The following is a 22,440-nucleotide window of genomic DNA, read 5'->3' as shown; positions in this document are numbered from 1 at the left end:
CTTAGTTTCTTAAAGGTTTACCTGTTTTTAACATGTGCTGAATTCTTTCTAAAGTTTTACGTTCTGTACATAAACTTAAAAATGCTTCACGTTCGATGTCTAATAAATATTGCTCTGATACTTTGGTTGGTTCAGATAAATCTCCACCAGCCATTACATATGCTAATTTGTTAGCTATTTTTTGATCGTGAGCAGATATATAGTTACTAGCTTCCATAGAATCTGTTCCTACTAAAAACATACCTAATGCCTGCTTACCTAATACTAAAACATCTTTACGTTTTACTGGTTGTGTATAACCAGCTTCAGCCATTAAAACTGCGTGTTTTTTAGCTTGTGCTATTTGTCTGTCTTTATTTACAACAACTACGTCTTTCCCTTTTTGTAATAATCCTAAATCGAAAGCTTCATAAGCAGAAGTTGCTACTTTAGCCATACCAATTGTTAAAAAGTGTTCTTGTAAAACATTTAATTGAACATCACCCTTATCAAACTTATCAGAAGCTCTTAAGGCCATTTCTTTAGAACCACCTCCACCAGGAATTACACCAACTCCAAATTCTACAAGACCCATATAAGTTTCTGCTGCTGCAACTACTTTATCTGCGTGTAAAGAAATTTCACATCCACCACCTAAAGCCATTCCATGAGGAGCAGAAATAGTTGGTATTGCAGAGTAACGCATACGCATCATTGTGTCTTGAAAGTATTTAATAGCCATGTTAAGCTCATCATACTCTTGTTCTGCTGCCATCATAAAAATCATACCAATATTGGCACCTACAGAGAAGTTTGCTGCTTGATTACCAACAACTAACCCTTGATAGTTCTTTTCAGCTAAATCTATTGCTTTGTTTACAGCTGCTAAAACATCACCACCTATAGTATTCATTTTAGATTGGAATTCTAAGTTTAAAATTCCATCTCCTAAATCTTCAATTACTGCACCAGAGTTTTTCCAAACTTGATTCGATTTTCTAATATTATCTAAAATGATAAATGAATCTTGACCTGGTTTTTTAGTTTGTGTTTTTGTTACTACATCATAATAATACGTAGCTCCATCTTTTACAGTGTAGAAAGAATCATTGTTATTTAATAACATTTCTTCTACCCAAGATGCAATTTCATGACCTTCTGCCTTCATCATTTCTACACCTTTGGCTACACCAACAGCATCCCAAATTTGGAATGGTCCATGTTCCCAACCAAAACCTGCTCTTAAACCATCATCTATTCTGTATAATTCGTCAGAGATTTCTGGAATTCTATTTTGTACATAAGCAAACATTGCTGCAAATGACTTTCTGTAAAATTCACCTGCTTTGTCTTTACCAGTAACTAAAACTTTAAAACGATCTGCAACATTATCAATAGTTTTTGTTAATTCTAAAGTTGCAAATTTTGCTTTTTTCTTTTCTCTATATTCTAAAGTATTTAAGTCTAATGATAAAATGTTTCTTTTACCATTAGCATCTTTTGTCATTTTATAAAAACCTTGTTTTGTTTTGCTACCTAACATTTTGTTTTCCATCATATGGTTTACAAAATCAGGAATTACAAACTGCTCTCTCATTTCATCTTCAGGACAATTGTCTTTAACTCCATTTGCAGTATGTACTAATGTGTCTAAACCAACAACATCTATAGTTCTAAACGTTGCAGATTTTGGACGACCAATAACTGGCCCAGTTAATTTGTCTACTTCCTCTATAGTTAAGTCCATTTCTTTTACAATATGGAACAAACTCATAATACCGAAAATACCAATTCTATTACCTATAAAGGCTGGTGTGTCTTTTGCTAAAACCGAAGTTTTACCTAAAAATTTATCACCATACATCATTAAAAAGTCTGTTACTTCTTGTTTGCAATTTGGCCCAGGAACAACTTCGAAAAGTTTTAAATATCTTGGTGGATTAAAGAAGTGAGTTACAGCAAAATGTTTCTGGAAATCTTCACTTCTACCCTCGTTCATAAATTTGATAGGAATACCAGATGTATTTGAAGTAATTAAAGTACCAGGTGTTCTGTGTTCTTCAATTTTTTCGAAAACAGATTTTTTAATATCTAATCTTTCTACAACAACTTCCATTACCCAATCTACATCTTTTATAAGGTGCAAATCATCATCAATATTACCAGTAGTAATTCTACTTGCAAATTTTTGACTATAAATAGGTGATGGTTTTGATTTTAAAGAAGCTGCTAAAGCATCATTTACTAAACGATTACGAACTACTTTGTCTTCTAATGTAAGTCCTTTTGCTTTTTCTTTATCAGTTAATTCTCTTGGAACAATATCCAATAAAAGAACTTCTACACCAATATTCGCAAAGTGACATGCAATACCAGATCCCATAATTCCAGATCCAATAATGGCTACTTTTTTAATTCTTCTTGTCATTTGTTTATAGTTTGATTTTATTTATCTTGATTAATAGGTTCAAAAATTTTCTTTTCAGCAATTAGTTTATTGATGGTAACCATCACTTTAAAGAAAGATTCTAATTCGTCTTCTGTAACATATTCTCTCACTACATTATTAAACTGATATACATGGCTTTTAGAAAACTTACGCATTTCTAAACCATAATCTGTAAGTTTAATAATTACACTTCTACCATCATCTGGGTTTTTTTCTCTAGAAATTGCACCTTTTTCTTCCATTGATTTTAAAATTCTAGAAAGACTTGTTGGTTCCATACCCATTAAAGGCCCTAATGCAGTACTTGGTGTACCTTTATCTTTGTCTATAGTAAGTAAAACAAATGCCATAGACATTGTACTACTATAGTTTGTAGCTTGTTCATTATACATTTTTGCAACTGCTTGCCAAGTTGCTCGTAATTGATGATCTATAGATTTATTTTTATCCATGACATCAAAGATATAAAAATTTACTATGCATGCATAGTAAATTTAAAAAAAGTTATGCATGCATAGTAAATTTAACATTTTATTTATTTGTAACATTATCTATGTTTTCTTTACTAATTAAAATATGTAAGTTTGTAAGAAGAGTTTTCTTTTTGAATTCAATTAATTAAAAAGCCAATGAGTAATTTATTAGAAATTAATAATGTTGTAAAGAATTATGGAGATTTTAGGGCATTGAATGATGTGTCTATCCATATACCAAAAGGTAGTGTTTATGGTTTATTAGGACCAAATGGAGCAGGTAAAACTTCTTTAATTAGAATTATCAACCAAATTACGATGGCTGATTCTGGAACCGTTTTTTTAGATGGAGAGCCATTAGCACCAAAACATACAGCAGATATTGGTTATTTACCAGAAGAACGTGGTTTGTATAAATCGATGAAGGTTGGTGAACAAGCTTTGTACTTGGCACAATTAAAAGGTTTAAGTAAAGCAGAAGCTAAGAAAAGACTAAAATATTGGTTTGAGAAGTTTGATATAATGGCTTGGTGGAATAAGAAAATTGAAGAACTCTCTAAAGGAATGGCTCAAAAAGTGCAGTTTATTGTAACTGTAATGCACAATCCTAAATTATTAATTTTTGATGAACCTTTTTCTGGTTTTGATCCTATAAACGCTCAAATTATTGCAAAGGAGATTCTGCAATTAAGAGATGAAGGAGCTACCATTATTTTTTCTACCCATAGAATGGAGTCTGTAGAAGAAATGTGTGATGAAATTGCGCTTATTAATAAATCTAACAAAATTTTAGATGGTAAATTATCTGATATTAAACGTCAGTTTAGAACCAATACCTTTCAAGTTGGTTTACATACATCAAATCCAAAAGAGGTAGAAGCGAGTTTAAAAGAGAGTTTTCAGGTTTTTCCTGCAGACTTTAAATTGTTAGGAAATGAATTGACTATGAATGTGAAATTAGGAGCAAATGATTCTTCTAATGATTTGTTATCTTTTTTAACAAGTAAAGGTCAAGTACAACATTTTGTAGAGTTAATACCAAGTGCAAACGATATTTTTATTCAGGCAGTAAGTAAAAATCAATAAGAAGATGAGTAAATTAAAACTAATTATACAGAGAGAATTTATTGCTAAGGTTCGTAATAAATCGTTTATAGTGATGACTTTTTTGAGTCCGCTAATTATGGTAGGAATGGGTGCTTTGGTTTTTTTCTTAATGAAAAAGAACGATGAGAAAATTAAAGAAATTGTTTATGTAGATAATTCTGGTTTATTTTCTAAAGAAGATTTTAAAGACACTAAATCACTACATTATAAAGACTTTACTTCTTATGGAGTAGAAGAAACAAAGAAGAAAGTAGAGGAAGGTGATTTTTATGGAGCGCTTATAATACCACAACAAGATAGTTTAGAAATCTTAGCAAAATCTATAGAATTTTATTCAAAAGATTCTCCAGGAATGTCTGTAATGAATTCTTTAGAAGGTAAAGTAGAATCTAAAATTCGAAATGAAAAATTAAATAACTTCGGAATTGATATTGATAAAATTAACGCATCTAGAGTGCAGTCTGATATTAAAATGTATAATTTTTCTGGAGAAGAATCATCCAAATTAATAAACGGCTTAAAAATAGGAGTAGGAGCCATAGCAGGTTATTTATTGATGGTTTTTGTTATGGTCTATGGAACATCTGTAATGAGAAGTGTTATTGAAGAAAAGACAAGTAGAATTATAGAAGTTATAGTATCTTCTGTAAAACCGTTTCAATTAATGCTGGGTAAAATTATTGGTAATGCTTCTGCAGGTTTGTTACAATTCTTTATTTGGGGTATTATCATTTTTATAATTACAACAGTGGCATCTTCTGTATTTGGAGTTGATATGGTAGAAATGCAAACCGAAAATATATCTGCAGAACAATTAGAGGCTGCAAAACAAGCAGCAGGTGCAGATAAAATGCAAGTAATTGTTCAGGAAATTTTAAGATTACCAATATTAAAACTTTTCTTATTATTCATCTTTTATTTCTTAGGAGGTTACATGTTATACAGTTCTTTATTTGCTGCAGTTGGAGCTGCTGTAGATAATGAAACAGACACCCAGCAATTTATGTTACCAATTATGTTGCCATTAATTTTGGCAGTTTATGTAGGGTTTGCAACTGTAATTAGTGATCCTCATGGACCAATTTCTGTAGCATTTTCTTACATACCTTTAACAAGCCCTATTGTTATGTTAATGAGAGTTCCTTTTGGAGTTTCTTGGTACGAACTAGCAATTTCTATGACCTTGCTTTTAGTTACTTTTGTTTTTATGGTTTGGTTGGCAGCCAAAATATATAGAGTTGGTATTTTAATGTATGGTAAAAAACCAACGTATAAAGATTTGTACAAATGGTTAAAATATAAAGGATAAATGCAACAAGAAACCTTAGAAAAAGTTAAAGACACTATTGTTGAAGAAACAACTTCTATTTTAGACTTTAAATTTATTTTTAGTGAAGAAATAAGTATTACTGTAAGAGGATTACTTTTTGTAGTTGTTGCTTTAGTAGTAACATCATTTGTTTTAAAACTATTTAGAAAGTTTATTACTAGAAATATGCCAAATAATGACAAACTTAAGTTTGTTACTGTGTTTGGTTATATAAGATGGATTGTCTTTTTAATCATATTCTTAATTGCAATGCATACATCAGGAGTAAATGTAACAGCTGTTTTTGCAGCTTCAGCAGCTCTTTTAATTGGTGTAGGTTTAGCTTTGCAGACTTTGTTTCAAGATATTTTTTCTGGAATTATAATTTTAGTAGATCAATCTGTTCATGTTGGAGATATTATAGAATTAGAAGGTAAAGTAGGGCGTGTTTTAGATATTCGATTAAGAACAACTAGAGCAGTAACTATTGATAACAAAGTATTGGTAATTCCAAATCACTTATATTTAACTAATATTTTATTTAATTGGACCGAAAATGGAACTGAAACTAGAGAAAGTGTAGATGTTGGTGTTGCATATGGTTCAGATGTAGAGTTAGTAAAAAAAATATTGCTAGAGGTTGCAACTGCACAACCTACTGTTTTAGAAAATCCTGCTCCTGTAGTATTATTTACAGATTTTGCAGATAGTAGTTTAAATTTTAAAGTTGCATTTACCTTAAATAACAGTTTCGAGGTTAGATTTACCCAAAGTAATATTCGCTTTGAGATAGATAAAGCTTTTAGAGAAAATAACATAACCATTCCTTTTCCTCAAAGAGATGTGCATATGTTTAGTGAAAAATAATAACTATGAAAAAGAGTCTTTTGGTGCTGCTGTTTCTATTGTCAGTAGGTATTTCGAATGCCCAACTTACAGATTTAGCGAGGCTAGAATATTCTTTTATTCCTAAAAGTAATTCAGAAGATCAATACACAAGAATTAGAGCGTTACTTAATTATCCTATAAAATTAAAAAAGGACAGATATATTTTTGTGGGTGCAGAATACAATAGAATTTTTTTAAATTTAAATGATGCCTATCCTTTTGATAAATCACTTTTAGAAACTCTTACAGTAATCGATATTAATTTAGGATACACCTTTAAGATAAATGAAAGGTGGAGAACTGGATTTAAAATAACACCAAGATTAGCATCTACCTTAACAGAAAAAATTACAGGAGATGATTTGTTTTTAAATGGTGGTGTGTTCTTTGTGAATGATAGAACTAAAGCGACAACCTTAAAAAGGCCTTATAGATTAATTCTAGGTTTAACTTATAATACAACCACAGGTATACCTTTTCCATTACCATTTGTAAGTTATTTTAGACAAGTAAATGAATCTTGGTCTTTTAATGCAGGAGTTCCAAAGTCGAATGTAAAATATTACTTTAAAGAAAAAAATACCATACAAGCATTTGTTAGCATAGATGGTTATTTTGCACATTTACAAAGGCCTACAGCAGTATTAAATCAGCAGGTAGATAATGTTTCATTATCTGTTGTGGTTTCTGGTTTAGGCTATGAATATTTATTAAATAAACATTTGGTTCTATATACATATACAGGTTATACACTTAGAATGAACAATGTTTTAAGAGATAAAGACAGAGAAAATGTTTTTACTTTAGATCGAGTAAATGCATTTTATTTACGAACAGGAATAAAATTTAAAATATAGATGTCAAAAATATTAATTATAGAGGATGAAGCTGCAATTCGTAGGGTATTAAAGAAAATTATTTCTGAAGAAAATGATGCCTATAATGTAGAGGAAGCAGAAGATGGTTTGCAAGGAATGGAAATGATAAAAAATAATGATTATGATTTAGTTCTTTGCGATATTAAAATGCCAAAAATGGATGGGGTTGAGGTTTTAGAAAAAGCCAAGAAAATAAAACCTGAAGTGCCAATTGTTATGATATCTGGTCATGGAGATTTAGATACAGCAGTAAATACAATGCGTTTAGGAGCATTTGATTACATATCTAAACCACCAGATTTAAATAGACTTTTAAATACAGTAAGAAACGCCTTAGACAAAAAGGTTTTAGTTGTAGAAAATAAAAGACTTAAGAAAAAAGTAAGCAAGAATTACGAAATGATAGGTGAGAGTGATGCAATTTCTCATATTAAAGATATTATAGAAAAAGTTGCAGATACAGATGCAAGAGTGTTAATTACAGGCCCCAATGGAACAGGTAAGGAGTTAGTTGCACATTGGCTTCATGAAAAGTCTGCACGTTCTAAAGCACCAATGATCGAGGTAAACTGTGCTGCAATTCCATCAGAGTTAATAGAAAGTGAGCTTTTTGGTCATGTAAAAGGTTCTTTTACAGGAGCTAATAAAGATAGAGCAGGTAAATTTGAAGCTGCAAATGGAGGTACCATTTTTCTTGATGAAATAGGAGACATGAGTTTATCTGCACAAGCAAAAGTACTACGAGCTTTACAAGAAAATAAAATACAAAGAGTTGGTTCTGATAAAGATATTAAGGTTAATGTAAGAATTGTTGCAGCAACCAATAAAAACTTAAAACAGGAAATTGCAGAAGGCAGATTTAGAGAAGATTTGTATCACAGATTAGCTGTAATTTTAATTAAAGTACCTTCCTTAAATGATAGGAGAGAAGATGTACCATTATTAGTAGACTTCTTTGCAGCAAAAATATCTCAAGAGCAAGGTACTCCAAGAAAAATATTTTCTGATGAAGCTATAGTACTTTTACAAAAATACGATTGGACAGGTAATATTAGAGAGTTAAGAAATGTTGTAGAACGCTTAATTATATTAGGTGAAAAAGAGGTTTCTGCAAATGATATTAAGTTATTTGCAAGTAAATAATGGACATATTTAAATTTTTAAACTTATCTAATTACAATAAACGTGCTATAATTGGTGGAGTAATTGCAACTATTTTTACAGGAATAGGTGCATTTGCTTTAGGTAATTTAAGTGGTTATGAAGCAAAAGAATTAATACGTTCATCTTTACCAGGTTTTAATACACTTTGTAATACAATTGTATTAGCATCAGCTACAATTTTAGCGTTGTTATTAACTTTAATAAGCGTTAGCTCTGGGTCTAAATCTAAATTGAATAAAAGTCATTATAAGCACATAATTTTAATTGCAAAAATTGATACAGTTGTTTTCGTTGCAGCTATGATTATATTTCAGTTTTTTAACCTACCAGTTACTGAAGCAGATAATGTGCCAAGTGATTGGTATACTTATATTTACTACGCTACTTTAATTATTTCTTCAATTTTAAGTGGTGGTTTAATTAGTGTTGTTTTGATGCTTTTTAATGCAGTAGTAAGTATTATTAAAGTAGTTGGTTTAGATATAGAAGATCATCCTTTACTGCAAGGTGATGATGAAAATAATGATTAAAAAAAGAGGAAATATGTAATATATTTCCTCTTTTTATTTATATGAAATAATAATCTTATTTTAAATCAAACCTATCTAAGTTCATCACTTTTGTCCAGGCAGCAATAAAATCTTTAACAAATTTTTCTTCAGCATCTGCTGCACCATAAACTTCACAAACTGCTCTTAACTCAGTGTTAGAACCAAAAATTAAATCGGCTCTGGTTCCTGTAAACTTCATTGCATTTGTTTTTCTGTCTCTACCTATAAACTCTTTCTCATCTGAGTTTGTAGCTTTCCAAGTATATGAAAAGTCTAAAATATTTTTAAAGAAATCATTTGTTAAACTTTCTTTTTTATCAGTAAAAACGCCATGATTAGAGCCATCGTAATTCGCGCCTAACATTCGTAAACCACCAACTAAAACTGTCATTTCTGGAATAGATAAAGTTAATAGGTTTGCTTTATCTATCAATAGATCTTCAGCAGCCATTTCTAAATTACCGTTAATGTAATTTCTAAATCCGTCTGCAATTGGTTCTAAATAGCTAAAAGACTTTAAATCGGTTTGTTCTTGAGAGGCATCTCCTCTTCCACCAGAAAAAGAAACATCAAAAGAGTAGCCAGCATTTTTAACAGCTTTCTCAACACCAACAGAACCACCTAATACTATTAAATCTGCGATAGAAATATCTCCATCATATGATTGTTGAATATTTTCATATACTTTTAAGACCCTATCTAATTCTTCAGGATTATTAACTTCCCAATTTTTTTGTGGTTCTAGACGAATTCTACCTCCATTAGCTCCTCCACGTTTATCAGATCCTCTAAAAGTAAATGCAGAAGCCCATGCAGTTTTTACTAATTCAGAAACGGTTAATTCACTTTCTGAAATCAGTGATTTTAAAGTATTAATATTCGCATCTGTTAAAGTGTAATTTACTTTAGGTATTGGGTCTTGCCATAATAATTCTTCACTAGGAACTTCTGGTCCTAAATAACGATCTGTAGGTCCCATATCTCTATGTGTTAATTTGTACCATGCACTAGCAAAAGCATCTTCAAATGCTTTATGATCTTTATGAAAACGTTGAGAAATCTTAAGATATTCAGGATCCATTCTTAAAGCAATATCAGCTGTTGTCATCATAAGCGCTTGCTTTTTATTAGGATCACCAGCTGTAGGTGCCATCCTTGCTTTAGATTCTTCTGTAGGCGTCCATTGATAAGCGCCTGCTGGACTTTTTGTTAATTCCCACTCGTAATTTAACAATACATCAAAGTAATCAGCATCCCATTGAGTAGGGTTTGGTGTCCATGCACCTTCTATACCACTTGTAATAGTATCATCTAAAACTCCTGATTTGTAAGAGTTTTTCCAACCAGTACTCATTTCTTCCAGTTTTCCTCTATGAGGTTCATTACCAACAAATTCATCTGGATCTGCAGCTCCATGAGCTTTACCAAATGTATGTCCACCAGCAACTAAGGCTACAGTTTCTTCATCATTCATAGCCATTCTATCAAAAGTGTCTCTAACATTTTTGGCAGAACCTAAAGGATCTGGATTTCCATTAGGACCTTCTGGGTTTACGTAAATCCAACCCATCATTACTGCTGCTAAAGGAGACTCTAAATCTTCATTTTCGTATCTTTTTTCATTGGCACCCCATTCAGTTTCACTTCCCCAATAAATATCCTGTTCAGGTTCCCATACATCCTCTCTACCACCAGCAAAACCTTTCGTTGGAAAACCCATAGATTCTAATGCACAGTTACCAGCTAAAATCATTAAATCTGCCCAAGAAATTTTATTCCCATATTTCTGTTTTATTGGCCAAAGCAGTAATCTTGCTTTATCTAGATTACCATTATCTGGCCAGCTATTTAAAGGAGCAAACCTTTGCGTACCAGAACCTGCACCACCTCTACCATCTATAACTCTATATGTACCTGCACTATGCCAAGCCATTCTAATCATAAAACCTCCATAATGACCATAATCTGCAGGCCACCAATCTTGTGAATCTGTCATTAAATCTAGTACATCTTGTTTTAGTTCACTAAAGTTTAAACTATTAAACGCAGCTGCATAATCAAAGTCTTCTCCTAAAGGATTAGATTTAGAAGCATGCTGACGTAAAACATTTAGTTTTAATTCATTTGGCCACCAGTCGCGATTCGTAGTGCCTCCTCCTGCAGTTTTTTTAGGAACTCCATTTAAAAAAGGACATTTACTTGCGTCTTTATTAATGTCAAAATTATCTGTATTGCTCATAAAATTTGGTTTTTAAGAATTATTACATCAAAATTACAAAATTTTCGTAAATAATTTTTATCTATAATAATTATTTAATTATAAGTAAAAGTGATTATAAAATTTTGTAATAATTAAGATAATTAAAGCTTATTCTACTATAAATTAAATAGTTTGGGATGTGTCATAGAATGTAAGCATTAAAAATATATTTGCAGCTGAAAATATAATAATCATAAATAATAATTAATATGGCAACAGCAGTTGGTAAAAAATTTCCAGATCTTAACGTAAACGCAATGAACGATTTGGGAGATACATTTAAGTTAAATGTATTAGAAGAAGCAGTAAATAATAACAAGAAGGTGTTGTTATTTTGGTATCCAAAAGATTTTACTTTTGTATGTCCTACAGAATTACATGCTTTTCAAGAAGCATTACCAGAATTCGAAAAAAGAAACACTGTAGTAATTGGTGCTTCTTGTGATACTGCAGAAGTGCATTTTGCTTGGTTAAGTACTTCTAAAGATAATGGAGGTATAGAAGGTGTTACTTACCCAATTTTAGCAGATAGCAACAGAAATTTATCATCTATTTTAGGAATTTTAGATATTTCTAATGAAGTATATGATGAAGAGACTGGAACTGTTCAAGTAGAAGGTGATAATGTAACTTATAGAGCAACTTATTTAATTGACGAAGAAGGTACAGTATTTCATGAAGGTATTAACCATATGCCAGTTGGTAGAAACGTAAATGAGTTTTTACGTTTAATTGATGCTTATTCTCATGTACAGAAAAATGGAGAAGTTTGTCCTGCAAATTGGGAAGAAGGTAAAGAGGCAATGCAAGCAAATGCCAAAGGAACTAAAGAGTATTTAGCTAGTCACTAAATTTAATATAGGTTATGAGTTGTAAACTTTTGTTTACAACTCATAATTCAAAAGAAAATTATTATGGTACAAGATTTAACAGAAGATAATTTACAAGTTATTGTAGAAGGAAATGAGAAAGTAATTGTACAATACTCAGCAACTTGGTGTGGAAATTGTAGAATTATGAAGCCAAAATTTAAAAAATTGGCTAATGAGAATGATGAAATAAAATTTGTAATGGTAGATGCTGAAAAATTTCCTGAAAGCAGAAAGTTGGCAGATGTAAGCAACTTACCAACTTTTGCAACTTTTGTAGGAGGAGAGAAAAAAAATCAAACACAAACTAATAAGTTTGATGTTTTAAAAGACTTAGTGTCAGAAATTCAATAAATTATGAAATTACCAGTAATTAAACATTTAACCAGTTTTATTGAAGAAAACGATCAAGATTACGTTTTAGAAACTATAGAAACTTTAGAGGCTTTAACAGAAGTTCCTTCTTTAAAAGATGAAGAATTAGATGTTATTGGTGAGTTAATTTCTAATATGTATGGAGCAATTGAAGTAGATAAAATGATTAAAGATGGTGCTCCAAAAAAAGAGGCATTAAATAATTTTATGAAACGTGTTTTAGGATCTATTGATAAATAGGATTATAGTTTCAAATTTTATAAAAAAAAAGCTCTGAATTTTAAAATTCAGAGCTTTTTTAGTTAATGGTGAGTTAGACTTTTTATAATTGATTTATGCTCAGGAAATTCTTTTGATAATTCTTGGAAAGAAGGTAGTGTAAAATCTCTAAAATCAAAGCCTGGTGAAACTGTACAGCCCACAAAACAAAATGATTTTGGTGCAATAACTTCTGCTGCAAAATACCAATAAGCAGGTACTGTAAATTGAGGAATTTCTCCCAAAGCAAAATTAGTACCAATAAGTTTAAAAGTGTAATCACCTTCAGGTGAAATCATGTGTAGTTTTAAGGTACTTCCTTTGTAAAAATGCCAAACTTCATCTTGCTTAATTTTATGAAAAGCAGAAAATTTTTGAGATGTTAATAAGAATAAGATACCAGTACATAAATTTCTATTTCCATCAAATTTTTGGTCTAAATTCTCTGGTTTTATAGTAATTGAGCTTCTGTAGGTTTCTTTAAAATAACCACCTTCTGGATGTTCTGTAAGTTGAAAATGTTCTATTATTTCTTCTGCAACCATGATTGAAAGCTTTTGGTTTTCATAATAAAATTGGCCATATCTTTTCCCCAAAGTTGATAAGTTAATTTAGAAGGATGAACACCATCACTAAAAAAAGTAGATACATCATCTGATAAATTATATTTCTCTTGCCAACTTTCTAAAGTAATTAGTTCATTATTATAATAAACATTGTTTTTGTTTTTAACTCTTTTGTACAAACGCTTTCCTAAAAGTTCTACCAAATTTCCAATTACAAATTTTATCGATTTAGTAAATGCAGGAAACTCCTTTATAGGGGGCATATTTGTAAAATAAATAGGTGTTTTTGGGTACTTTCTTTTTAAATCTTTAATTAATTTATTAATCTGAATTATCCAAACATCTGGAGAGTTCAGTTTAAAAGCATCATTACCTCCTAAACCAATAACAATTAAATCTGCAGTAGTATCTTCTATTTTTGGTAACAACCTTCTTCTAACCATTTTAGCTGTGTAGCCACTTTTGGCGTAAACTTGCCATAAAACAGAAACTTCAGATTGGCCTGCAATAGTTTTTGCTAAAATACCTGTAAACCCATTTTCATGAAAATCTACACCAACACCTGCAATTGTACTCTCGCCAATTACCAACATTTTTAATGTTTTGGTAGATGTTTTTTTGATGTATCCTTTAGGATTTTTTGCCTCTGGAAGTTTTGGAACATTTGCTCTAATTTTTTTTCCTTGCAAAAATAATATGGGTAAAAGAGGTAGAGATATAATACTACCTAAGTAATATTTTATGCTCATTCTTCTTTCTTTTTTTCTTGATTAACCTTTTGTATTATAGCCTTTAAACGCTCTTTATGAAGTTGTTTTTTTAACTTAACCTTACTGATTTTTTGTTGCATCAGCTTAGAGTGTTTGGCTTTATTGGCAGTATTTTTTTCTTTCCCCTTCTTTGGCATTTTTATTCGATTATTGTAGGGACAAGGTATGTATAAAAATTTCAGTATTACTACTGATGTCTTAAGTTAAAGATAATTATTTTATTTTATTACTAGTAGAATCTCTAAAAATTAATTCAGTTTCAATAATATGTGTTTCGTACAAAATTTCTTCTTCATTGGCTTTTTGTTCGAGCTCTTTAAACAAAATTTCTGCAGCCTTTTTGCCTATTTTATTGGCATTTTGCTCTACTGATGAAATAGAAGGAGTTGTAACGTTTGTCATAAACCAATTGCTAAATCCAAATAATTCAATTTCTTCTGGTACTTTAATGTTATTTCTATTAAAGTAGTTTAAGGTTCCAATAGAAATTAAGTCGTTAACCGTAAAAATAGCATCAACATTATCTTTATGATCTATCATTAATTGTTTTGCCAATTCTGCTCCTTCAACAAAATCATCTCTATTGTTGTTTTTGCATTCGTAGACCAAAGAAGGATCGTATTCAATATTATTATCGGTTAAAGCTTTTTTGTATCCTAAAAATCGATCAATTGAATTTTGCGGATTTAGTGCGCCTCTGAAATGAGCAATTCTTTTATTGCCATTTTTAATAAGATGACACACAGCATTATAAGCTGCTTTTCTATCATCATTTATGATTTTAGAACATTTTATGTTCTTATCAATTTTGTCAAAAAGAATTAAGGGGATTCCTGAATTTATGATTTTTTTTAGGTGAGAAGTGTCTCTTGTTTTATTCGATAAAGAAATTAAAATACCATCTACACCTTTACTTAAAAGTAAATCTACTTGTTTTTTTTCTAGCTCGTAATTTTCATTTGATTGCATGATAATAACCATGTAACCTCTTTCTTCGCAATCTTTTAAAATGCTATCAATGATATTAGAAAAAAAATAATGCACCATTGTTGGTATAATAACACCAATGGTTTTAGATTCTTTGGTTCTTAAATTAACTGCAAATGAGTTAGGTGTATAGTTTAATTCTTCAGCTAAATCTAAGACTAATTTCTTTGTTTTTTCACTAACATCAGAGTAACCATTTAACGCCTTAGAAACTGTTGCTACAGAAAATCCAAGTGTTTTTGCAATCTCTTTTAAATTAGTTTTTTGCATCGTTTAAAACTTTTTAGAAAGGTACCATTTTTATTCTTTATTTAGAAAAATTTAAGGGGTAAACTGTATGCTTTTAGGACAAAAATTTATATATTTATTAAATAATCAAATTAACATATAATGAAACGAATTTTACTAGTAATAATAGGAGCTACCCTCTTTTTAAGTTGTGGAAATGATAAGAAGGAAGAAGCAAAAACTACTGAAAAAAAGGTTAAGAAAACAGCAGTTGTAAAAAAGAAAAAAGAAGAGAAAAAACCTACTGTAATTGTTGATGAAAATGGTGTTGCGAATGTGTTTATTTCAACTAGCGATAAAATGAAATTTAGTACTAGAAAAATAAACGTAAAAGCAAATCAAAAAGTAAAATTGACATTAACTCATACAGGTAAATTAGATAAAAAGATTATGGGACATAATGTAGTAATTTTAAAGCAAGGTGTAAAAATGTCGACATTTGCTTCTGCTGCAGCTGCCTCAAAAGACAATGACTACATTCCTGAAGGATCTAATGATGTTATTGTGCATACAAAAATGATTGGTGGAGGTGAAACTACAACCATAGAGTTTACTGCACCAGCCTCAGGTGAGTATGATTTTATCTGCAGTTTCCCTGCACATTTTGCAATGATGAAAGGTAAGTTTATTGTAGAATAAAAAAAGACATTATTTTAATTCTAGAATTTGAATATTTTTAAATTCAATTGGGTGGCTTTCGCTTTGTAAAGAGATGAAGCCACCTTTTAATTTTTGGCCATCTTTAGCCTGAATCTCTTTTGAAGCAGTTTCTAAAAATTGACCTCCAATAGTTGGGTTGGTATAAGAAATTACCAATTTACTGTTTATGTAATGTTCAATAATACTATCTGTAACTCTAACTTCTGCAGTAATCCATTGATTATCATAATAGGTTTCGCTACTAGAAATTATACAATGATCTGTAATCTTTTTATTTCGCATTTCAACATGAGTGCCAGGTGTGCATAAATTACCTGATGGTCTTTGTATGGTTTTGTCTACTCCACCTAATAATTGAGCTTCTAAAGAAATAGGGAATTCCTGGTTTAAAAGCATTGTTTTCGGGTCTTGGCAATGTAACATAATGCCACTATTTTTAGTAGCCCAAGCTTCACCACCACTAACTTGTTGATCTACAAATCTATATTGAAGTTTCAATTTATATTTCTGGAAAGTATTTTTGTAAAAGATATGACCAAACTGATTTGTAAATGTATCATAATTACTATATGAAACTTTTAAAATTCCATTTTGTACTCTAAATGTATTTTTATAGTTATCACCTAGTTGATAGCCATTAATTTTAGGTGTCCATCCCTCTAAGTTTTTACCATTAAAAATGGAAACCCATTCCTCAGTTTCTGTAGTTTTATTTTCTTGATTTTTACAACTAAAAAAAACAGCAAAAAACAAAACTGTTATTAATAAATAATTACGTTTCATTCCTTACTGTTATTACAATGGTTAGTTGATTTTTTTTACAAAGAGTATGATTTTCCTCCTGTTAACTCTTGCAGATCTCCACAATAATAAGCTGTTGGTACAGGTTCATAAACCAAAATATTTTCTCCAACATATTCAGAGCTTAAGAAAGCGTTGATGGTCATCCATTTTATTTGCCCCAAAAATTCTGAAGTTGTCATCAATTCAGATTCAGGGTTCGCTAATCTTTCAGCATCATCTTGGTCTTTTACTAGTAAATGTTTGTCTAACAGAGCAGTGTATTGTTCTACAGTAACATCATCTATAGAGTCATCACTATTGGTTTTTAGTTTAGCTATGATACTATCAAAACCAGCTCTTGTTATTTCTTGATCTTCTAGCTCCAAAACTTCGTCTATATATTTATCTATGAATTGAGGAACATTCATTTCAGTGGCTGAAGGTGTATTCTCAGTTTTTGGTAAAATAATATCTACAATACTTATAAGTGCTTTTTGTTCTTCTTCTTTTAAAAATTTAGGTGTCCAAAGTTCTTCTGTAGTACAGCTTTGCAACATACTCAAAAAACTTGGAGCAATCACTGCAAATCCAGCTGCAAATCCTATATTTTTTATGGCTTCTCTACGTTTCATATTTATAGTTTTATGAGTTCTTTTTTAATTCATTTGCTGCATGGTTTGCTGCTCTTGCAGTAAATGCCATATAACTTAATGACGGATTTTGACAACCTGAAGAAGTCATAAAAGCACCATCTGTTACGTATACATTTTTACAAGCATGAATTTGATTATTTCCATTTAATACAGATGTTTTTGGATCTCTACCCATTCTTGCAGTACCCATTTCATGAATACCTAATCCCATAGCCATACCTCCATTGTCATAACCTTGCACATCTTTATAACCTGCAGATTCTAACATTTTTTTCGCTTGCTCTTGCATGTCTTTACGCATCGCAAATTCATTTTCTCCAAATTCAGCATCAAAAGTGATTGTAGGTAAACCCCAATCGTCTTTTTTACTTTCATCTAAATACATTCTATTTTTATGATCTGGAAGTGTTTCTCCGAAAGCTAATAAGTTTACTCTCCATTCACCAGGTTTTAATATTTCTTCGGCTAATTTTGGTCCATATTTTAATTCTGCAACCATTTCTGAAGTAGAGGATCTACTTGCTCCTCCTTGATAGCCATAACCTCTCTTAAAAGATTTAACTTCTGTATTTCCTCCTAAATTTCTAAATCTAGGTATGTATACTCCATTTGGTCTTCTACCTTTTACATATTTGTCTTCAAAACCATCAACTTTTGCAGAAGCTCCAACATGAAAATGATGATCCATAAGGTTATGACCTAACTCTCCACTGTCATTTCCTAATCCATTAGGAAAACGTTCTGACTTAGATTGTAATAAAATTGATGCTGATGCTATTGCTGATGCACACAAGAAAATCACTTTAGCTTTATATACATGGCTTTCTTTTGTTTCTGCATCTATTACTCTAACTCCAGTTGCTTTTTTAGTTTCATCATCATAAATAACCTCGTGAACAATAGAGTTTGGTCTAAGTGTCATATTACCTGTTGCGTCTGCTGCAGGAAGTGTAGATGAATTACTGCTAAAATAAGCTCCAAATGGACAGCCTCTCATACATCTGTTTCTATATTGACAAGTACTTCTACCCATACCTTCTTTTGTACCTTCTGTAATATGTGCAGTTCTACCAATAGTTAAAACTCGATCATCATCAAAATTTTCTTCTATTTTAGCTTGCAAATGCTCTTCTACACAATTTAGGTTCATTGGTTTTAGTAGCTTTTGATCTGGCAATTGCTTTAAGCCTAAGTTCTGTCCACTAACTCCAATGTATTCTTCAACTTTGTCATACCAAGGCTCAATATCTTTATAACGAACTGGCCAATCTACAGCTATACCTTCTTTTTTGTTAGCTTCAAAATCGATATCACTTAACCTGTAACTTTGTCTTCCCCACATTAAAGATCTTCCTCCAACATGATAACCTCTTATCCAATCGAATCTTTTATCTTCATTATATGGGTGCTTTATATCATCAACAAAAAAGTGTTCTCTTGCAGCTTGTGTAGTATAACCTGTTCTATGTTGTTTAGGCTTTCTATTTATGATTTCTTGAGTTGCTTTTCCTCCATTTGGTAAATCCCAAGGATCTAAATGTGCAGTAGGATAATCTCCATGCTCTACCATTCTTCCTCTTTCTAGTACTAATGTTTTTAATCCATTTTCACAAAGCTCTTTAGCAGCCCAACCACCAGAAATTCCAGTACCAACTACAATGGCATCAAATTGCTGATCTTCCATATTCTTATTGTTATCATTCATGATATATAGCTTTTTACGTCGATTAATTATGATATTCAAAAATTAAAATTAAGAAATTTTAATAATTCATAATTCAATATTACTTATTTTGCACTTTTATAATGTTCAATATTTTTCAATGAAATTAAATGTACAAAATATAACACCATTTAAGGTGGGTGAAATTGAGTATCATGCAGACACATGCTTGCCTTTAATTGATGCCGTGAATAGAAACAAATTAAAGTTTAAAGCATTAGCGAGATACACATATCCTGGAGATCGATTAACAGATGATACTTTGGGTATAAATAGTATTGGGTATTGGGATGCAAATAAACCTCAAGATTGGGGTTTAGATTGGCATAGAAATGAAGGTATAGAAATACATTTTTTAGAATCAGGAACAATGCCTTATGCACAGCAAGGAGAAGAGATGGAGCTGGTTCCTAATAGTTTAACGATTACTAGGCCTTGGGAAATGCATAAGGTTGGTAGTCCGTCAATAGGTATGGGTAAATTCTATTGGTTAATTTTAGATTTGAATGTGAGAAGGCCACATCAAAATTGGAAATGGCCAGATTGGATTTTTCTAGCACCTAAAGATTTGGAAAAGTTGACAAACATTTTAAGGCATAATGAAAAGATTTGTTGGAAAGCAGATAAGCGAATTCGTGAGTGTTTTCAAAAAATAGGTAAAGCAGTAGATTCTGATAATGAAGGAGATAAAGCTTCTAAAATACGAATTTTAGTAAATAATTTATTGCTGCTTTTATTAGAACTTTTAATTGTAGATGAAGTTTCTTTGAATGAGAATTTAACCAATAGTTCTAGAAGTGTAAAGTTATTTTTAAAAGAGTTAGAACTTAATTTACCAGAAAATTGGACTGTAGAAAAAATGGCAAGATCTTCAGGGGTTGGTTTAACTAGGTTTACGCATCATTGCAAGCAATTAACTAATTTAACACCTATGAAATATTTAATGTTAAAGCGTATTGAAATGGCTAAAAAGGTATTGATAGAACAACCAGATATTAATATAAGTGATGTTGCCTATTTGTGTGGTTTTTCAACCAGTCAGTATTTTGCAACAATGTTTAAAAAGCAAGAAAAATGTACTCCAATAATCTTTCGAAAAAGAGTTTTTGAGAGTGTTTAAAATTTTTCACTGAATAATTATAGACACTAAAATAATTTCAGTTTTATAATTTTAGTTTTCAATCAACCAAAAATACCTTAGAAAATGAACTTTATTTTCAATAAAAAATCAAACTTATTATCATTACTTTTTGTTTTATCGCTACTATTTGTTAGTTGTAAAAATGAGGTAAAAAAGGAATCTCAAAATTCAGAGGATACAGCTTTGGCTGTTAAAGATAATGCAACACCTTTCTTTAAATTGTCATTAGCACAATGGTCTTTGCATAGAACTTTTAATGATGATGGTGTTAGTCCATTTCAATTTGCAGAAATGTCTAAGAACATGGGTTTTGAGGGGTTAGAATATGTAAATCACCTTTACATGAATCAAATTCAAGAGATGGGTTTTGATGCAGTTATAGATTCATTGAATGTTTTAAGTAAAAAACATGGTCTGCAGAATGTTTTAATTATGGTAGATGGAGAAGGAGATTTGGCAGATCCTAGTGAAGATGTTAGAAATGCTGCTGTCGAAAATCATAAAAAATGGATTGATGCTGCTGCAAAACTTGGTTGTCATTCTATACGTGTGAATACTTTTGGAACCAATGATCCAGAAATTTGGAGAACTGCTGTTGTAGATGGTTTAAAGAAATTATCAACTTATGCAGCAACAAAAAATATAAATGTTCTTTGTGAAAATCATGGTTGGTTATCTTCGGATGCAGATCTTTTAATGGCAGCCATTAAAGAAGTGAATATGGAGAATTGTGGAACGCTTCCAGATTTTGGTAATTGGTGTGTGAAGAGAAAAGATGGAGCAAAATGGGGTGATTGTGAAGAAGAGTATAAAGATAAGTATAGAGGTATTGAGTTAATGATGCCAGAAGCAGAAGCTGTAAGTGCAAAAGCTTATGATTTTGATGAAAATGGTAATGAAACAACATTAGATTTTGTTAGAATATTAAAGATTGTCAAAGAAGCAGAATATAATGGATTTATTGGAGTAGAATATGAAGGAGATAGATTGTCTGAAAAAGAAGGAGTAATTGTAATAAGAGATTTACTATTAAAATCTGCAAAGCAGCTATAAAATTAATTAAGCAAAATCAACAATGAAAAAATCAATTCAATACCAATTGTCTTTTATGATGTTTCTCGAATTTTTTATTTGGGGAGGATGGTTTGTAACCATGGGTACTTTTTTAGGAAATAATTTAGGTGCTTCTGGGGCTGAAACAGGTATGGCTTATTCTACACAATCTTGGGGAGCTATTATAGCGCCTTTTATTATTGGCTTAATTGCAGATAGATATATTAACGCAGAAAAGATTCTGGCAATTCTACATTTAATTGGTGCAGGTTTAATGTATTTAATGGCGCAATCAACCGAATTTAATGTGTTTTATCCTTATGTTTTAGGGTATATGATAGCTTACATGCCAACTTTAGCCTTGGTAAATTCAGTTTCTTTTAATCAAATGAAAGACCCTGCTAAACAATTTCCTATGGTTAGAGTTTGGGGAACAATTGGTTGGATTATAGCAGGTTTAGCTATCAGTTTTGTTTTTAAATGGGATTCTGAAGCAAATATTGCTTCAGGTATGTTATCAAATACATTTATTATGGTAGCCATTGCTTCTGTAGTTTTAGGAGTATTCAGTTTCTTTTTACCAAAAACGCCACCTTCTGCGAATAAGGATGAAAAAGCATCCATATCAGATATTTTAGGCTTGGAAGCTTTACAATTATTTAAAGATAAAAACTTCTTTGTTTTCTTTATCTCTTCTTTTTTAATATGTATTCCATTGGCTTTTTATTATCAAAATATTAGTTTGTTTTTAACTGAATATAAAGTTGATAATTCTACAGCTTGGGCTTCATTAGGGCAAATTTCAGAAGTAGCATTTATGCTATTGTTACCTTTTTACTTCAAAAAATATGGATTTAAAAAAACAGTTTTATTTGGAATGCTAGCTTGGGTAATTCGTTACTTGTTATTCGCTTATGGTAATAGTGGCGATTTATTTTTTATGCTGATTATCGGTATTGCTTTACATGGTATTTGTTACGACTTCTTTTTTGTATCAGGTCAAATTTATACGGATTCTAAAGCAGGCGAAAAAATTAAAAGTGCAGCACAAGGTTTAATAACATTAGCAACTTATGGAGTTGGTATGTTGGTTGGTTTTTGGGTTGCAGGTAAAATTGTAGATCAAAATATTGTAGAAGAAGGTTTACATGCTTGGCAAAATATTTGGATGTTTCCAGCAATATTTGCTGTTGTTGTAATGCTGATTTTTGGATTCTTTTTTAAGAATGAAAAAGTAGAATATAAATCTTAAAATT

At 30.8% G+C, this 22,440-nt stretch carries 22 protein-coding genes; 13 read left to right on the top strand and 9 right to left on the bottom strand.

Annotated elements, in window-relative coordinates; all coding sequences use genetic code 11:
• Window position 1 precedes the first annotated feature (1 nt).
• On the bottom strand, window positions 2–2,407 hold the full coding sequence (locus LPB302_RS05915) for a 3-hydroxyacyl-CoA dehydrogenase/enoyl-CoA hydratase family protein (RefSeq protein ID WP_053972868.1): 2,406 nt from the start codon (window positions 2,405–2,407) through the stop codon (window positions 2–4).
• Window positions 2,408–2,424: 17 nt separating this feature from the next.
• Window positions 2,425–2,880, bottom strand: a complete 456-nt coding sequence (locus LPB302_RS05910; protein ID WP_053972867.1) for a MarR family winged helix-turn-helix transcriptional regulator — start codon at window positions 2,878–2,880, stop codon at window positions 2,425–2,427.
• A gap of 177 nt (window positions 2,881–3,057) precedes the next feature.
• Here LPB302_RS05910 and LPB302_RS05905 point away from each other — a divergent pair, with 177 nt between their 5' ends.
• From LPB302_RS05905 to LPB302_RS05880, 6 genes are read left to right on the top strand one after another with little or no spacing between them, the layout of a single operon-like run.
• Window positions 3,058–3,987: an ABC transporter ATP-binding protein gene (locus tag LPB302_RS05905; RefSeq protein ID WP_053972866.1), complete on the top strand. Its 930-nt coding sequence runs from the start codon at window positions 3,058–3,060 to the stop codon at window positions 3,985–3,987.
• A 4-nt stretch (window positions 3,988–3,991) separates the two neighbouring features.
• The gene (locus tag LPB302_RS05900; protein WP_053972865.1) at window positions 3,992–5,317 is read left to right on the top strand and encodes an ABC transporter permease; all 1,326 of its coding nucleotides are present in this window, start codon (window positions 3,992–3,994) and stop codon (window positions 5,315–5,317) included.
• The gene (locus LPB302_RS05895; protein WP_053972864.1) at window positions 5,318–6,184 is read left to right on the top strand and encodes a mechanosensitive ion channel family protein; all 867 of its coding nucleotides are present in this window, start codon (window positions 5,318–5,320) and stop codon (window positions 6,182–6,184) included.
• A 5-nt stretch (window positions 6,185–6,189) separates the two neighbouring features.
• Complete coding sequence (locus LPB302_RS05890) at window positions 6,190–7,062, top strand: DUF6268 family outer membrane beta-barrel protein (protein ID WP_053972863.1); 873 nt, start codon at window positions 6,190–6,192, stop codon at window positions 7,060–7,062.
• A complete protein-coding gene (locus LPB302_RS05885; RefSeq protein ID WP_053972862.1) occupies window positions 7,063–8,226 on the top strand; it encodes a sigma-54-dependent transcriptional regulator in 1,164 nt (387 codons plus the stop codon). It abuts the gene before it with no gap.
• Complete coding sequence (locus LPB302_RS05880; RefSeq protein ID WP_053972861.1) at window positions 8,226–8,777, top strand: hypothetical protein; 552 nt, start codon at window positions 8,226–8,228, stop codon at window positions 8,775–8,777. The genes LPB302_RS05885 and LPB302_RS05880 overlap by 1 nt, the downstream gene beginning before the upstream one ends.
• Window positions 8,778–8,832: 55 nt before the next feature.
• Here the strand turns inward: LPB302_RS05880 and katG are convergent, their stop codons facing one another.
• Window positions 8,833–11,037 (bottom strand): catalase/peroxidase HPI, encoded by a 2,205-nt coding sequence (gene katG / locus LPB302_RS05875; RefSeq protein ID WP_053972860.1) that lies wholly within the window; start codon window positions 11,035–11,037, stop codon window positions 8,833–8,835.
• Between the two features lie 230 nt (window positions 11,038–11,267).
• Between katG and LPB302_RS05870 the strand changes: the two genes are divergently transcribed.
• From LPB302_RS05870 to LPB302_RS05860, 3 genes are all read left to right on the top strand, one after another.
• Window positions 11,268–11,909 (top strand): peroxiredoxin, encoded by a 642-nt coding sequence (locus LPB302_RS05870; RefSeq protein WP_053972859.1) that lies wholly within the window; start codon window positions 11,268–11,270, stop codon window positions 11,907–11,909.
• Between the two features lie 63 nt (window positions 11,910–11,972).
• Window positions 11,973–12,281 carry a thioredoxin family protein gene (locus LPB302_RS05865; protein WP_053972858.1) on the top strand — a complete coding sequence of 103 codons (309 nt, stop codon included), beginning with the start codon at window positions 11,973–11,975 and terminating at the stop codon, window positions 12,279–12,281.
• 3 nt (window positions 12,282–12,284) lie between these two features.
• The gene (locus tag LPB302_RS05860; protein ID WP_053972857.1) at window positions 12,285–12,542 is read left to right on the top strand and encodes a DUF6952 family protein; all 258 of its coding nucleotides are present in this window, start codon (window positions 12,285–12,287) and stop codon (window positions 12,540–12,542) included.
• A 62-nt stretch (window positions 12,543–12,604) separates the two neighbouring features.
• Here LPB302_RS05860 and LPB302_RS05855 read toward each other — a convergent pair whose 3' ends face one another.
• From LPB302_RS05855 to LPB302_RS05845, 3 genes are all read right to left on the bottom strand, one after another.
• Complete coding sequence (locus tag LPB302_RS05855; RefSeq protein WP_053972856.1) at window positions 12,605–13,105, bottom strand: cupin domain-containing protein; 501 nt, start codon at window positions 13,103–13,105, stop codon at window positions 12,605–12,607.
• Complete coding sequence (locus LPB302_RS05850; RefSeq protein ID WP_053972855.1) at window positions 13,087–13,875, bottom strand: SGNH/GDSL hydrolase family protein; 789 nt, start codon at window positions 13,873–13,875, stop codon at window positions 13,087–13,089. The genes LPB302_RS05855 and LPB302_RS05850 overlap by 19 nt, the downstream gene beginning before the upstream one ends.
• 234 nt (window positions 13,876–14,109) lie before the next feature.
• Entirely contained in the window at window positions 14,110–15,153 is a 1,044-nt protein-coding gene (locus tag LPB302_RS05845; RefSeq protein ID WP_053972854.1) for a LacI family DNA-binding transcriptional regulator, read from the bottom strand.
• A gap of 120 nt (window positions 15,154–15,273) precedes the next feature.
• On the opposite strand from LPB302_RS05845, the gene azu reads away from it, so the two are divergent.
• On the top strand, window positions 15,274–15,810 hold the full coding sequence (gene azu / locus LPB302_RS05840) for an azurin (RefSeq protein WP_053972853.1): 537 nt from the start codon (window positions 15,274–15,276) through the stop codon (window positions 15,808–15,810).
• Window positions 15,811–15,819: 9 nt separating this feature from the next.
• On the opposite strand, the gene LPB302_RS05835 is transcribed toward azu, so the two are convergent.
• Genes LPB302_RS05835 through LPB302_RS05825 form a run of 3 tightly spaced genes read right to left on the bottom strand, consistent with a single transcriptional unit; the run spans window position 15,820 to window position 18,972 of the window.
• Window positions 15,820–16,614, bottom strand: coding sequence for a 3-keto-disaccharide hydrolase (locus LPB302_RS05835; protein WP_053972852.1), 795 nt, complete (start codon window positions 16,612–16,614; stop codon window positions 15,820–15,822).
• 35 nt (window positions 16,615–16,649) lie between these two features.
• Window positions 16,650–17,246: a gluconate 2-dehydrogenase subunit 3 family protein gene (locus LPB302_RS05830; RefSeq protein ID WP_053972851.1), complete on the bottom strand. Its 597-nt coding sequence runs from the start codon at window positions 17,244–17,246 to the stop codon at window positions 16,650–16,652.
• A gap of 10 nt (window positions 17,247–17,256) precedes the next feature.
• Complete coding sequence (locus tag LPB302_RS05825; protein ID WP_053972850.1) at window positions 17,257–18,972, bottom strand: GMC oxidoreductase; 1,716 nt, start codon at window positions 18,970–18,972, stop codon at window positions 17,257–17,259.
• Window positions 18,973–19,090: 118 nt separating this feature from the next.
• Between LPB302_RS05825 and LPB302_RS05820 the strand changes: the two genes are divergently transcribed.
• From LPB302_RS05820 to LPB302_RS05810, 3 genes are all read left to right on the top strand, one after another.
• Window positions 19,091–20,110 (top strand): helix-turn-helix transcriptional regulator, encoded by a 1,020-nt coding sequence (locus tag LPB302_RS05820; RefSeq protein WP_053972849.1) that lies wholly within the window; start codon window positions 19,091–19,093, stop codon window positions 20,108–20,110.
• 84 nt (window positions 20,111–20,194) lie between these two features.
• Window positions 20,195–21,184, top strand: coding sequence for a sugar phosphate isomerase/epimerase family protein (locus LPB302_RS05815; protein WP_053972848.1), 990 nt, complete (start codon window positions 20,195–20,197; stop codon window positions 21,182–21,184).
• Between the two features lie 22 nt (window positions 21,185–21,206).
• The gene (locus LPB302_RS05810; RefSeq protein ID WP_053972847.1) at window positions 21,207–22,436 is read left to right on the top strand and encodes a nucleoside permease; all 1,230 of its coding nucleotides are present in this window, start codon (window positions 21,207–21,209) and stop codon (window positions 22,434–22,436) included.
• Window positions 22,437–22,440 lie beyond the last annotated feature (4 nt).

Source organism: Polaribacter dokdonensis (assembly GCF_024362345.1).
In the GTDB taxonomy this organism is placed as follows: Bacteria; Bacteroidota; Bacteroidia; order Flavobacteriales; family Flavobacteriaceae; genus Polaribacter; species Polaribacter dokdonensis.
Note: the sequence above shows the minus strand (reverse complement) of the source record. Positions and strands in the feature narration are given on the sequence as shown.

Coding starts and splice junctions, on each gene's coding strand:
- LPB302_RS05870 (WP_053972859.1), top strand. CDS start 11,268: ATGGCAACAGCAGTTGGTAAAAAATTTCCAGATCTTAACGTAAACGCA.
- LPB302_RS05830 (WP_053972851.1), bottom strand. CDS start 17,246: ATGAAACGTAGAGAAGCCATAAAAAATATAGGATTTGCAGCTGGATTT.
- LPB302_RS05915 (WP_053972868.1), bottom strand. CDS start 2,407: ATGACAAGAAGAATTAAAAAAGTAGCCATTATTGGATCTGGAATTATG.
- LPB302_RS05850 (WP_053972855.1), bottom strand. CDS start 13,875: ATGAGCATAAAATATTACTTAGGTAGTATTATATCTCTACCTCTTTTA.
- LPB302_RS05885 (WP_053972862.1), top strand. CDS start 7,063: ATGTCAAAAATATTAATTATAGAGGATGAAGCTGCAATTCGTAGGGTA.
- LPB302_RS05890 (WP_053972863.1), top strand. CDS start 6,190: ATGAAAAAGAGTCTTTTGGTGCTGCTGTTTCTATTGTCAGTAGGTATT.
- LPB302_RS05895 (WP_053972864.1), top strand. CDS start 5,318: ATGCAACAAGAAACCTTAGAAAAAGTTAAAGACACTATTGTTGAAGAA.
- LPB302_RS05820 (WP_053972849.1), top strand. CDS start 19,091: ATGAAATTAAATGTACAAAATATAACACCATTTAAGGTGGGTGAAATT.
- LPB302_RS05810 (WP_053972847.1), top strand. CDS start 21,207: ATGAAAAAATCAATTCAATACCAATTGTCTTTTATGATGTTTCTCGAA.
- LPB302_RS05880 (WP_053972861.1), top strand. CDS start 8,226: ATGGACATATTTAAATTTTTAAACTTATCTAATTACAATAAACGTGCT.
- LPB302_RS05815 (WP_053972848.1), top strand. CDS start 20,195: ATGAACTTTATTTTCAATAAAAAATCAAACTTATTATCATTACTTTTT.
- LPB302_RS05865 (WP_053972858.1), top strand. CDS start 11,973: ATGGTACAAGATTTAACAGAAGATAATTTACAAGTTATTGTAGAAGGA.
- LPB302_RS05825 (WP_053972850.1), bottom strand. CDS start 18,972: ATGAATGATAACAATAAGAATATGGAAGATCAGCAATTTGATGCCATT.
- azu (WP_053972853.1), top strand. CDS start 15,274: ATGAAACGAATTTTACTAGTAATAATAGGAGCTACCCTCTTTTTAAGT.
- LPB302_RS05835 (WP_053972852.1), bottom strand. CDS start 16,614: ATGAAACGTAATTATTTATTAATAACAGTTTTGTTTTTTGCTGTTTTT.
- LPB302_RS05860 (WP_053972857.1), top strand. CDS start 12,285: ATGAAATTACCAGTAATTAAACATTTAACCAGTTTTATTGAAGAAAAC.
- LPB302_RS05900 (WP_053972865.1), top strand. CDS start 3,992: ATGAGTAAATTAAAACTAATTATACAGAGAGAATTTATTGCTAAGGTT.
- LPB302_RS05845 (WP_053972854.1), bottom strand. CDS start 15,153: ATGCAAAAAACTAATTTAAAAGAGATTGCAAAAACACTTGGATTTTCT.
- katG (WP_053972860.1), bottom strand. CDS start 11,037: ATGAGCAATACAGATAATTTTGACATTAATAAAGACGCAAGTAAATGT.
- LPB302_RS05905 (WP_053972866.1), top strand. CDS start 3,058: ATGAGTAATTTATTAGAAATTAATAATGTTGTAAAGAATTATGGAGAT.
- LPB302_RS05910 (WP_053972867.1), bottom strand. CDS start 2,880: ATGGATAAAAATAAATCTATAGATCATCAATTACGAGCAACTTGGCAA.
- LPB302_RS05855 (WP_053972856.1), bottom strand. CDS start 13,105: ATGGTTGCAGAAGAAATAATAGAACATTTTCAACTTACAGAACATCCA.